The organism is Mesorhizobium sp. WSM4850, assembly GCF_055811735.1.
This window is the reverse complement of record NZ_JBVVPV010000020.1, coordinates 40,270-52,520: the sequence shown is the minus strand read 5'-3', so window position 1 is coordinate 52,520 and position 12,251 is coordinate 40,270. Positions and strand designations below refer to the sequence as shown.

Here is a 12,251-nt window from a genome sequence, read left to right as displayed (position 1 = left end):
TCATTCTCTGGTTTGACGAGAGCGACGCTGTTTCTGGATCGGCTTCACGTAGATCTCCAGTCTGTGGCTGATGATCGTGAATCCGTGCTGTCGAGCGATTTCCTCCTGGAGCCGCTCGATCTCCGCCGACTGGAACTCGATGACATCTCCCGTCTCGATGTTGATGAGATGATCGTGATGCTCGCGGGGGACGGTTTCGTATCTGGCGCGCCGATCGCCGAAGGTGTGCCGCTCCAGAATGCCCTTTTCGCGCAGAAGGCTGACGGTGCGATAGACAGTGGCGAGCGCGATCGTCGGCTCGATGGCGACAACACGGCGATGGAGTTCCACCACATCCGGATGGTCGCTGGATTCGGATAGAACGCGCATGATGACGCGGCGCGGACCGGTGATGCGCAGTCCGAGTTCCCTGCAAAGCGCGGCGATGGTCTGTTCTGAGGACATGTCATGATCCGCCAATATCGACAGCCATGTCGCGAAGTCGGAACATGCCTGCGGATTTGTTCGAAGGTGCTATCCCAGATGCGTCGCAATTGCAAAAGGACATCGGACTGGGTTCGCTGTCAGGCGGTCACACACTGACACAAGATATCCAGATCCGATCGCAAGAAGCGAGGAAGGGAGCCGGATAGCACGCCGGCTAGCTGCGTCCGAGCCCGATCAAATGGTCGATCACCGGCTGCAGCCGTTCGGTCGTGATCGGCTTGACGACCACCGCATCGACGACGCTCGACAGGCCGAGGCTCTCCGGTGTGCCGCTTTTGGTCGAGAGCAGGATCACCGGGGGACGCGATCTGCCCGAGATGCGTCGAAGCGCGTCGATACGCGACATCAGTGCGTCGCAATCCTTGTTGTCGGCTCCGCCATCGAGAACGACAGCTCCGGGAATGAGCGAGCGCAGCGTCGTTGCTGCCGTTTCGGGCGATTCCGAGATCGGTTTGAGCCCGGACCGTTCGACGATTTTGGACACCACCACCCGGTTGACCGGCGATTTTCCGACGACGAGCACGCGGGTGAAGTCGGTGAGCATTTCGGGGTCCACATTCCGGCTCATCAAACTCAGCTGGTCCAGAGTGCGAATCAAGGGGTGCATGAGCAGGGCGGGCACTCGTTGGTTTCAATGCAGGGTTGTACCTTGGGAACAATTGCCGTGAGATCGCTGCCTATGTCAAGCTGAAATGACCGGCGTCGAGAACATCGCAAGAAAACTTAAAATTTAAAGCAAGTTCTTTTCTTGCCGTGCATGCAAACTGGTTGTGCAAGTGCAAATCACCTGCGCAGAGAACTGCGCAGGTGATGCCGGATCCGCCAGCAGGATTTCGTCGGATTTCGATCAGCCGACGCTCCGCTGCGTGACGATGACCGGGATCAGCAGGTCGCCCCAGTTGCCGTCGCCGCCATGGTGCCGTGCCGAGCGCACCAGTTCCACCGACACACCGGCCTCGACCGCCTTCATCACCGACTGGTTGAGCCTGTGCAGGTCGTTGGCCAGCATGCGGATGGTCGCCTGCTGGTCGACGGTCATCGTGGTGGCCTGTTCTTCGGCCCGTTCCTTGACGCGGCTTATCGATGCCATTGGTCTTCTCCTTGCGTATTTTTTACCCCTTTTGGGGCGTTGCCTCTATTTGGTTGCGTTCGTGCTATTCCGCCGCCGGTTTGAACTGGGCGTGCTCGGTCGATTCATGCATGGCCGTGGTCGAAGACCGGCCACCGGTGATCGCCATCGAAACGGCGTCGAAATAGCCGGTGCCGACTTCGCGCTGGTGCTTGGTCGCGGTGTAGCCGTGGGCTTCCGCCGCGAATTCAGCCTCCTGCAGTTCGGAATAAGCCGCCATCTGCCGCGCCTTGTAGCCGCGGGCGAGTTCGAACATGCCGAAATTGAGCTGGTGAAAACCGGCCAGCGTGATGAACTGGAACTTGTAGCCCATGGCGCCGAGTTCCTTCTGGAACTTGGCGATGGTGGCATCGTCGAGGTTCTTCTTCCAGTTGAACGACGGCGAGCAATTATAGGCGAGAAGCTTGCCGGGATGGTGCCTGTGCACGCCCTCGGCGAACTTTTTGGCCTGCGCCAGATCGGGCTTGGAGGTTTCGCACCAGATCAGGTCGGCGTGGGGCGCGTAGGCGACGGCCCGTGCGATGCAGGGCTCGATGCCGTTCCTGACTTGATAGAAGCCCTCCACCGTACGGCCGGCGCCATAGTCGACGAAGGGCTGGTCGCGCTCGTCGATGTCGGAGGTGAGCAGCTTTGCCGCTTCCGCGTCGGTGCGCGCGACGACCAGCGTCGGCGTGCCCATGACGTCGGCGGCAAGCCGCGCGGCGTTGAGGTTGCGGATGTGTGCGGCGGTCGGGATCAGCACCTTGCCGCCGAGATGGCCGCACTTCTTCTCCGACGCCAGTTGGTCCTCGTAGTGGACGCCGGCGGCACCCGCCTCGATGAAGGCCTTCATGATCTCGAAGGCATTGAGCGGTCCGCCGAAGCCGGCTTCCGCATCGGCGACAACAGGCGCGAACCAGGTGTCAACCGAAAGCCCCTTGCCTTCAGAGGTCTCGATCTGGTCGGCGCGCTGCAGGGTGCGGTTGATGCGCTTGACCAGTTCGGGCGCCGCATTGGCGGGATAAAGCGACTGGTCCGGATACATGGCGGATGCGGTGTTGGCGTCGGCCGCGACCTGCCATCCGGACAGGTAGATCGCCTTCAGCCCGGCCCGGACCTGCTGCATCGCCTGGTTGCCCGACATGGCGCCGAGCGCGTTGACGAAATCCTCTTCGTGGATGAGCTTCCAGAGCCGGTTGGCGCCCATTTCGGCGAGGCTCTGCCGGATCTGGACCGAACCGCGCAGCCGCTTCACGTCGTCCGGCGAGTAGGGCCGCTCGATGCCGTCGAAACGGCCTTCCGGCGCCGAGGGGACGAGGTTGTAAAAATCAGTCATTGTTCGCTCCGACAGATCGTTGTTGGGATAGAAACGCCGCCTCATGAAAATTTCTGCGCCGTTTTGGTATGACAGCATTTACATTTTGGCGCGGGCCAGGCGAGGAAAACCAGAGGATTGGCTGAAAAATAAGGGAAAACCTGTGTTGCGTTTGACATTCAGGCGCTGTAAATCTGTCATGATTGTAAAAGGCCGGCATGGCAGCGCCGCGCGGGAGTCATGTAAATTCTGTCAAGGACAGCCGAGTGGCCGATCAAAAAATCTTCGCCGGGCCGCGCATCCGCCGCATCCGCAGCGCCAAGGGCCTGACCCAGACGGCGATGGCCGAAGGGCTCGGCATCTCGCCGTCCTACCTCAATCTCATCGAGCGCAACCAGCGGCCGCTGACGGTTCAGCTGATCCTCAAGCTGGCATCTGTCTACAAGGTCGACCCGCATGAATTGCAGGGCGAGGCGAGGGGGTCGGTCACCGCCTTGAAGGAAGTGTTTTCAGATCCGCTGCTGGTCGGCGAATTGCCTGGCGACCAGGAGCTGATCGAGCTTGCCGAGGCGGCGCCCAACGCTTCCGCCGCGGTGATAAAACTGTTTCGCGCTTACCGCGAGCAGGCCGAGCGCCTTTCCGACCTCAACGAACTCCTGGCGCGTGAGGGCAAAGCGACGGCGCTGTCCGGCGCCCGCTTGCCGATCGACGAGGTGCACGAGATTTTCGAGCGCCGTCCGAACCATTTTGCCGCGCTCGAAGAGGAGGCCGAGGCATTCATTTCGGTGCTCGATCCCGGCGACGATCTGCTCGGTGCGCTGAAGGCCTGGCTGAAGCGCGAATACGGCATCGTCGTCAAGGTGCTGCCGGTCGCCACCATGCCGAACTGGCGCCGCCGCTACGACCGCCATTCGCAGCGTCTGTTCCTGTCCGAGCGCCTGTCGCCGTTCGACCAGTTGCGCGAGGTGGCGATGGAGGCCTGCCTGATCCGCATGACGGTCGCCGTGGCAAGCGAGATCCAGGCGCTGAAGCTGACCACGGATGAGGCCCGCCGGCTCGCCCGCTTCGAGCTTGGCCGCTACGCTGCCCACGCGCTGATGATGCCCTATCAATCCTTTCACGCAGCCGCCACACGCGCGCGTTACGACATCGACGTGCTGCGCTCGCGCTTCGGCGTCTCCTTCGAGCAGGCGGCGAACCGGTTGACCACGCTGCAGCGGCCGGGCACGCCGGGCGTGCCCTTCTTCATGCTCGAGGTCGACAACGCCGGCAACCGCTTCCGCAAGGCTGGCAGCCAGGGTTTTCCGCAGAGCCGCTTCGGCGGCGGCTGTCCAAAGCTTCCCGTGCATGCCGCCTTTACCCAGCCCGGCCAGATCTTCGTCGAGGCGGTGGAAATGCCCGACGGCGCCGAATTCCTCTGCGTCGCCCGCACGCTTGAGGGGCCGCAAGGCTCGTTTGCGGAGCGCCCGCGCCGTACCGCACTTCTGCTCGGCTGCGACATCGGCTTTCGTGACGAGATCGTCTACGGCGCGGCACTGCCGTGGCCGGCTGCCGCTGCGGCCGGAAAAGCCGGACAGGGCACAAGTCCGGCCACGCCGGTTGGCCCGGCTTGCCGGCTGTGCGAACGCATCGGCTGCCTCGCGCGCGCCGAGCCGCCGGTGACGCGCCCGCTCGGCCTGGACGAGATGGTGACCGGACTAAGCGCCTTCGATTTCCAGTGAGGTCCCGGCAGGCGACTGCCGTCTTTGCCACAACCATCGCTGCCCGGTGGACCACGCTCCGCCGCTGCCTTTGCGCTAGGCGAATGTGGCACGTTTCTGTCGTCCGCTGTGCATCGTGTTGCCTCGAAATCGCCGACAGTCGCAATCATGAGCGATATATCATCATCACCGTTAGCCGTTTCGCCTGTCGTCTCGCCGCGTGACGAGCGTGCCGGCTTCCTGCTGATTTTCCTGTCGGCGCTGATGTGGAGTTTCGGTGGCGCCATCGCCCGTTTCATCGACGCCGGAGACAGCTGGACGGTGGTGTTCTGGCGCTCGGTCTGGGCCGCCGCCTTCCTGATCTGCTTCATGGTCTGGCGCGACGGCTGGCACTGCACGGTGAGGTTGTTCCGCGGCATGGGCCTGCCCGGCCTTGCCGTGGCGTTCTGCTTCGCCACCGCATCGACCTCATTCGTCGTGGCGCTTGCCTACACCACTGTCGCCAACATCCTTTTGATGCAGGCCGGCGTGCCGCTCCTGGCGGCGCTGTTTGCCTGGGTGCTGTTTCGCGAACGGGTGGCGTTGGCGACCTGGGTGGCGATTGCCGCCGTCATTGCCGGCGTTGCCATCATGGTATCGGAATCGCTCGATGGCGCGGTGTCGCCCATCGGTGACGGCCTGGCGCTGCTTATCGCCGTGATGTTTTCGATCGCCACGGTCATCACGCGACGCTTTGCCCATGTGCGCATGACGCCGGCGACCTGCCTCGGCACGATGATTGCCGCCGCATTCGCGGCGTCGCAGGCATCGCAATTCGGCGTTTCCAGCAGCGACATGGGTTTCCTGTTTGCATTCGGCGTGGTCAATCTCGGTCTCGGCCTTGCCTTTTTCGCCACCGGCGCCCGGCTCGTTCCGGCTGCTGTCGCAGCACTGCTCGGCACTTTTGAGCCGATCCTCGGCCCGATCTGGGTCTGGCTCATCCATTCCGAGGTGCCGTCGGGACGCACCATCCTTGGCGGCACGGTCGTGGTCACGGCGCTGCTGGTCCATATCGGGCTCGAATTCAAGCGTCAGGCGCGACCCGTGCGGCCGGGTGTCACCGGCATGCCGTCGCCTAATTGATGCAGCGCACGCGCCAAAGCGAGATGAGCCATTGACAATGGCGCGGCCGCGCGGGCAGGCTGCAAATACGGCAACAACAAGACAGGCTCATCTTGCCAAGTCTCCCCTCCGGCCCGACCGAGACCGGACAACATCGTCGTATCCCTGCCAGCGCCGTGGCGAGAGCCTTTGACGGCGCCGGCATGCCACCTGGATCACGACAAAGGAACCGGGGGCTCGGCCGTTGCGCATTGAACTGCTGTCGTGTTGGCGGTTCGCGCTTGTCGCTTGTCGGAAAGCTCAATAATCTGAAGCAAACGCCCAGCCGCGCAGCCCCGCGACGTGCTGGCGATGGAACACTCATCAAAGGAGAGACGCATGATCCGCAAAGCATTCTGGCTTTCGGCGACCTCGGCATTTCTGGCGCTTTTCACCCTCGGCGCTCATGCCCAGGACCGCGTCGTCAACGTCTATAACTGGTCGGATTACATCGACAGCTCGATCATCGAAGACTTCACCAAGGAAACGGGCATCAAGGTCACCTACGACACCTTCGATTCCAACGAGCTGCTTGAGACGAAACTGCTTGCCGGCGGCAGCGGCTACGACGTTGTCGTGCCGACCGCCAATTTCCTCGCACGCCAGATCCAGGCAGGGGTGTTCCAGAAGCTCGACAAGTCGAAGCTGCCCAACATTTCCAACATGTGGGACGTCGTTTCGGAGCGCACGACCAAGTACGATCCCGGCAACGAATATTCGATCAACTACATGTGGGGCACGGTCGGCCTCGGCTATAACGTCAAGAAAGCGCAGGAAGCGCTCGGCACCGACAAGATCGACAGCTGGGACGTGTTCTTCAACCCGGAAAAGCTGGCGAAGCTGAAAGATTGCGGCGTCTATGTCCTCGATTCTCCGAGCGACATCCTGCCGAACGCGTTCAAATATCTGGGCATCGATCCTGAGACCACGTCGTTGGACGATTTCGCCAAGGCCGAAGAAGTGATGCTGAAGATCAGGCCTTACATCCGCAAGTTCCACTCGTCGGAATATATCAACGCGCTGGCCAATGGCGACATCTGCCTGGCCGTCGGCTGGTCGGGCGACGTGTTCCAGGCGCGCGACCGTGCGACGGAAGCAAACCAGGGCGTTGAGATCGCCTATTCCGTGCCGAAGGAAGGCGCCGAAATGTGGTTCGACCAGATGGCGATCCCGGCCGACGCGCCGCATGTCGCCGAAGCTCATGAATTCCTGAACTACATAATGAAGCCGGAAGTCATCGCCAAGGCGAGCAACTACGTCTTCTACGCCAACGGCAACAAGGCGTCGCAGCAGTTCATCAACAAGGAGATACTTGAGGATCCGGCGATCTACCCGGACGAGGCGACGCTGGCGAAGTTGTTCACCATCGCTCCCTACGATTCCAAGACCCAGCGCGTCGTCACCCGCACCTGGACCAGGATCGTCACCGGGCAGTAAGCGACATCAACGACCCCGGCAGGTGCTGCCGGGGTCAAGTCCTTTTGGGGATAGAACGCAGGACGGAGTAGACATGAAATCGCTTGGCAGCATCCGCAGGGATTTCGCGCCGTGGAACGATCCGAACGCCAAGCCATATATCCAGTTCGACAAAGTGACCAAGAAGTTTGGTGACTTCACCGCCGTCAACAATTTGTCGCTGACGATCTTCGAGCGCGAGTTCTTTGCCCTGCTCGGAGCGTCGGGCTGTGGAAAATCGACGCTTTTGCGGATGCTCGCCGGCTTCGAGGAGCCGACCGCCGGCCGCATCCTGCTTGACGGCCAGGATCTGCACGGCATCCCGCCGTACCGGCGGCCGGTCAACATGATGTTCCAGTCCTATGCGCTGTTCCCGCATATGACGGTCGAAAACAACATCGCCTTCGGCCTCAAGCAGGACGGCATGCCGAAGCCCGGGATCGCGGCGCGCGTTGGAGAGATGCTGAAGCTGGTCAAGCTCGAGCAGTTCGCCAAGCGCAAGCCGCACCAATTGTCCGGCGGCCAGCGCCAGCGCGTCGCGCTTGCCCGTTCGGTCGCCAAGCGGCCGAAAGTGCTGCTGCTCGACGAGCCGCTGGGCGCGCTGGACAAGAAGCTGCGCGAGGAAACACAGTTCGAGCTGATGGATCTGCAGCAGTCACTCGGCCTCACCTTCGTTGTCGTCACCCACGACCAGGAAGAGGCGATGACCATGGCCGACCGCATCGCCATCATCGACAAGGGCGAGGTGATGCAGGTGGCAACGCCGGCCGAAGTTTACGAGGCGCCGGGTTCCCGTTTCGTCGCCGGCTTTGTCGGCAACGTCAACATGTTCGAAGGCAAGATTGCGCATGGCGAGGCGGGTGCTGCAAGCATCGATGCCGGCAACGGCATCACCATCCGGACCGAGAATGCCGGCGATGCCGCAACTGGCGCGGCCGTCGCCTTCGCCATCAGGCCGGAGAAGATAAAGATATCGTCGACGAGACCGGCCGGCGCTGTCAACGCCATCGAAGGTGAGGTCTACGATATCGCCTATCTCGGCGACATGACCGTCTATCACGTCAGGCTGGACGATGGCCAGGTGGTGCGAGCGAGCACGATGAACGCGGCCCGCATCACCGAGGATCCGCTGAGTTGGAACGACCGTGCCTGGGTGTCGTTCCGGCCGGATGCCGGCGTCGTGCTGACGCGATAGGGGGCGGCCATGTCGAATGCCGCTGTCACCGCCGCAACAAGCTCTCGAGCCACCGCTGCCGGAAAATCCGCCCTGGCCAGAACGGGAGAGGCCTTCGTTGGCCGGCTTGTCATCCTCATTCCGTATCTCTGGCTGGTCTTCTTCTTCCTCATTCCGTTCGTCATCGTCTTCAAGATCTCGCTGTCGCAGACCGCGATCGCCATACCGCCCTACACGCCGGTGCTCGGCTTCGGCGACGGCCTTGCCGTTTTCTTCGCCCAGCTGAATGAGCTCAGCATCGACAACTACACGTGGCTGACCCAGGACGCGCTCTACGTCAACGCCTATGTGACCAGCGTCATCGTCGCCGCCATCTCGACGGTGCTGACATTGCTTGTCGGCTACCCGATCGCCTACGGCATGGCGCGCGCCCCGGCGATGCTGCGCCCGACTTTGCTGATGCTGGTGATCCTGCCGTTCTGGACCTCGTTCCTGATCCGGGTCTACGCCTGGATCGGCATCCTCAAGCCTGAGGGGCTGCTCAACCAGCTGCTGCTCGCCACCGGCGTTATCAGCCAGCCGCTGATCATCCTCAACACCTATACGGCGATCTTCATCGGCATCGTCTATTCCTACCTGCCGTTCATGGTGCTGCCGCTCTATTCGTCGCTGGAAAAGATGGATTATTCGCTGATCGAGGCAGCCAAGGATCTCGGCTGCCCACCGACCAGCGCCTTCTGGAAGATCACCTTTCCGCTGTCGCTACCCGGCGTCATCGCCGGCTGCCTGCTGGTGTTCATCCCCGCCGTCGGCGAATTCGTCATTCCCGACCTGCTCGGCGGCTCACAGACGCTGATGATCGGCAAGACGCTGTGGAACGAGTTCTTCGCCAATCGTGACTGGCCGGTGTCTTCGGCCGTCGCCGTCATCCTGCTGTTGCTGCTGATCGTGCCGATCATGCTCTTCCAGCGGGCCCAGGCCCGCGCCCAGGAGCAGGACAGATGAATCCGACCTGGAGCCGTTTCAACATCACTTCGATCGTGCTCGGCTTTGCCTTTCTTTACCTGCCGATCGTCCTGCTCGTCGTCTTCTCTTTCAACGAATCGAAACTGGTCACTGTCTGGGGCGGCTTCTCGACAAAATGGTACGTCTCGCTGTTCCACAACCAGGGCCTCATGGACGCCACCTGGGTAACGGCCCGCGTCGCCGTCATCTCGGCCACCGTGGCGACCGTGCTCGGCACGCTGGCGGCTCTCACCTTGACGCGCTACACACGCTTCAAGGGCCGGACACTGTTTTCCGGCATGGTCTTTGCGCCGCTGGTCATGCCGGAAGTCATTACCGGCCTGTCGCTGCTGCTGCTCTTTGTCGCCGTCGGTCTCGACCGCGGTTTTGTCACCGTCACGCTTGCCCACATCACCCTGACCATGTGCTTCGTCGCCGTCGTCGTGCAGTCGCGCCTGATCACGTTCGACCGCTCGCTGGAAGAAGCCGCGATGGATCTTGGCGCGCCGCCGGTGAAGACCTTTTTCCAGATCACGCTGCCGGTCATCATGCCGGCGATCGTGTCCGGCTGGATGCTGGCGTTCACACTGTCGCTCGACGATCTGGTCATTGCCAGCTTCACTTCAGGGCCTGGCGCCACCACGCTGCCGATGAAGATCTACAGCCAGGTTCGTCTCGGTGTGACGCCGGAGATCAACGCCGCCTGCACCATCCTGATCGCGGTTGTGGCGGTTGGCGTCATCATCGCTTCGCTCGCCAACAAGCGGCGCGCGGTCCAGCGCCAACGCGATGAGCAGGCCGCTCAGCGGGGGTGACGAAAGGGGCGGCGCCAGCAAAGCCGGCAGGAAGTACTTCTGACGACGACCGCAGCAGCTTCGTTGCTTACTCGCCGGATACCCCGCGGCTTATCGGCGAAATGAACGGCGTGCTCCACGTTCCGCCGATGAAGAACGAAGACTGGTTGGGACCTTGGCTATTTGTCTGCGTGGTTGGCTGGTCCGCCTGAATGATGCCGCCGGACAGCGCCAGTCCGCGCCCGGCATAGGAGGCGATGCCGGAAAGCCAGATCTTGTACTTCGCCGAATTCGCTTCGGCCTTGTCGATCTTCGCCACACCGTTTGAAATGCTCGCCTTGAGTTCGGCCCCGTCGATCGGCAGTGTTCCGTCAGAGACATCGTCGAGCGCGAAGAACCCGCCCTGTTCATTGTGTTTGAGAAACGCCGGCAGGTTGAACCGGCTCAACGCGCCTTGGCCGAATTTCGCCGAAACCGAGCCGTCGGCATTTTCGAAAATGGAATCCCAGGTTCTGCCCGGCCCCTTGAGGATGACCGAAACGGTTCCGGTGCCGATCGGCACCAGTCGCGTCATTCCGGCTGCGGTGCCAAAAGCCCCGCCGTCGATGTCGGAGGCGAGCAGCCTTATCTCGACCTGCGTGCCTTCCGGCTTGCGGTCAAAACGAAGGCTGCTCTGGATGTTGCCGCCAAAGGCCGATGCATCGGAAATATCGAAGACGGCAAGACCGTTCTTGACCTGGGCAGCGGCGGCGACGTCGGCAAGCTGGATGGCGCCTGCGGTGGCCTGCGCTGCCGACAGTCTGAGATCGAGATCGATGCGGTCGGCGACGCTTATGTCGATTTCGCCGGGGCCAGCGCCGTTCGCGGGCGCCAGGGGTGCGAAGGCGGAGAGAAACGACCGCAGGTCGAGCGTCTCGAAGGCGAGCGTACCGGCGATCACCGGGCGCGCCTCGCCAAAGGAGAAATCCAGCGCACCCATTCCCGGATTGTCGTCCAGGGCGATCTCGGTGTTTTCGAATTTAATGCGGCCGGAGGTCGCCGTGAGCTTGCTGGAAACGGAAACCGAGCCAATTGCTGCGCCCGGCGCGATGCCGGCCCGCGACCATTCGAGCGCGCGCCTGAGCGAGGGTGCGGCAAATTTTGCCTGGCCGTCGAAATAGGCGTTCTCGGACATGCTGGCCACGCCGTCGAACGAAAAACTGGCAGGGGCCGCCTTGAAGGAAAGCGTCATCGGCGCCGCACCTCCGCCAAACAGCACCAGCGGGTTTGACGATGCGGCATCCACGGCGACGCTTTCGCCGCGCCAGATCCCGGTCGCCGACAGCGTCGCATTGCTGTTCATTGCGGCCCAGTTCGCCTGGCCGCTCAGGCTGCTCAGTATCTCAGCGTCCTTGCCATCGACGGAAGTCACCACGCGGCCGTTCCTGAACTCCACGGTGCCGAACGGATCAGCCGGCAGCTTGCTGAGGTCCGGCTTGGCTGGATTGGCGCTGACAACGGCGCGAGCGACGTCGATGGAACGGGTGATGCGCCCGCCCGAAGGCAGGGCGGGCAGGAAAAGTCCATGTGCTGCGCGTTGAACCCTGATCGTCGGCCGGATCAGCCGCGCCGTCGAGAACACCACATTGCCACGCAACGCCGCCATGGCGGAGAGATTGACCTCGACCCGTTCAGCCTCGATCACCGGCGGCGCGTCGGTCTCTGTCCATTGCGAAAGCGTCACGTCGGCCAGGATGGCACGGAAATTCGGCCAGACTTCGATCCGTGGCGCGCCGTCGATGGTGACCCTGAAACCGCTCCACGCACTCATTTCCCAGGCGATGCGGTCGCGCACGATACGGGTCGAGGCGACGAGCGGCAGGGCGGCAACGGCCAGCGCGATGACGAGCACGGCAGCGCCGATCGCCCATATTCCGCGCCGGATCAAAGGTGATGGCATGTCGCCCCGTATGCTTCCGTTCCGACAAAAAATCGCCCGACGGGTGTAACCCCAGTCGTTTACCTACGACTTAGGGCTGGCGCATTTCAAGTCTTTATGGCCCAGCGATGGCATTTGCGCACATCCGCGCCGCCC

11 protein-coding genes are annotated in these 12,251 nt (G+C 62.4%); 6 read left to right on the top strand and 5 right to left on the bottom strand.

Translation table 11 applies throughout. The annotated features are described in order from the left end of the window. The 4 genes from AC0L2Z_RS19435 to aceA all read right to left on the bottom strand — a co-directional run bounded on the left by AC0L2Z_RS19435 (position 1) and on the right by aceA (position 2,930). Entirely contained in the window at positions 1 to 444 is a 444-nt protein-coding gene (locus tag AC0L2Z_RS19435; protein ID WP_023800311.1) for a Fur family transcriptional regulator, read from the bottom strand. Between the two features lie 196 nt (positions 445 to 640). Further along, a complete protein-coding gene (locus AC0L2Z_RS19430) occupies positions 641 to 1,030 on the bottom strand; it encodes a response regulator (protein ID WP_473629065.1) in 390 nt (129 codons plus the stop codon). A 303-nt stretch (positions 1,031 to 1,333) separates the two neighbouring features. Then, positions 1,334 to 1,576: an SMc00767 family acetate metabolism repressor gene (locus AC0L2Z_RS19425; RefSeq protein WP_027156310.1), complete on the bottom strand. Its 243-nt coding sequence runs from the start codon at positions 1,574 to 1,576 to the stop codon at positions 1,334 to 1,336. Positions 1,577 to 1,640: 64 nt separating this feature from the next. After that, positions 1,641 to 2,930: an isocitrate lyase gene (aceA, locus tag AC0L2Z_RS19420; RefSeq protein ID WP_128175834.1), complete on the bottom strand. Its 1,290-nt coding sequence runs from the start codon at positions 2,928 to 2,930 to the stop codon at positions 1,641 to 1,643. 245 nt (positions 2,931 to 3,175) lie between these two features. Between aceA and AC0L2Z_RS19415 the strand changes: the two genes are divergently transcribed. The 6 genes from AC0L2Z_RS19415 (at position 3,176) to AC0L2Z_RS19390 (ending at position 10,198) form a co-directional block, all read left to right on the top strand. Further along, complete coding sequence (locus AC0L2Z_RS19415; protein WP_473629032.1) at positions 3,176 to 4,630, top strand: helix-turn-helix domain-containing protein; 1,455 nt, start codon at positions 3,176 to 3,178, stop codon at positions 4,628 to 4,630. A 147-nt stretch (positions 4,631 to 4,777) separates the two neighbouring features. Then, entirely contained in the window at positions 4,778 to 5,731 is a 954-nt protein-coding gene (locus AC0L2Z_RS19410; RefSeq protein ID WP_473629031.1) for a DMT family transporter, read from the top strand. A 357-nt stretch (positions 5,732 to 6,088) separates the two neighbouring features. Beyond that, positions 6,089 to 7,186 carry a polyamine ABC transporter substrate-binding protein gene (locus AC0L2Z_RS19405; protein WP_473524092.1) on the top strand — a complete coding sequence of 366 codons (1,098 nt, stop codon included), beginning with the start codon at positions 6,089 to 6,091 and terminating at the stop codon, positions 7,184 to 7,186. Positions 7,187 to 7,259: 73 nt separating this feature from the next. Then, the gene (locus AC0L2Z_RS19400; RefSeq protein ID WP_023800318.1) at positions 7,260 to 8,399 is read left to right on the top strand and encodes an ABC transporter ATP-binding protein; all 1,140 of its coding nucleotides are present in this window, start codon (positions 7,260 to 7,262) and stop codon (positions 8,397 to 8,399) included. Between the two features lie 9 nt (positions 8,400 to 8,408). Next, positions 8,409 to 9,383 carry an ABC transporter permease subunit gene (locus tag AC0L2Z_RS19395; RefSeq protein WP_023800319.1) on the top strand — a complete coding sequence of 325 codons (975 nt, stop codon included), beginning with the start codon at positions 8,409 to 8,411 and terminating at the stop codon, positions 9,381 to 9,383. Next, on the top strand, positions 9,380 to 10,198 hold the full coding sequence (locus AC0L2Z_RS19390; RefSeq protein ID WP_023800320.1) for an ABC transporter permease: 819 nt from the start codon (positions 9,380 to 9,382) through the stop codon (positions 10,196 to 10,198). The genes AC0L2Z_RS19395 and AC0L2Z_RS19390 overlap by 4 nt, the downstream gene beginning before the upstream one ends. Before the next feature lie 67 nt (positions 10,199 to 10,265). Here the strand turns inward: AC0L2Z_RS19390 and AC0L2Z_RS19385 are convergent, their stop codons facing one another. After that, the gene (locus AC0L2Z_RS19385; RefSeq protein ID WP_473629030.1) at positions 10,266 to 12,116 is read right to left on the bottom strand and encodes an AsmA family protein; all 1,851 of its coding nucleotides are present in this window, start codon (positions 12,114 to 12,116) and stop codon (positions 10,266 to 10,268) included. Positions 12,117 to 12,251: the final 135 nt, after the last annotated feature.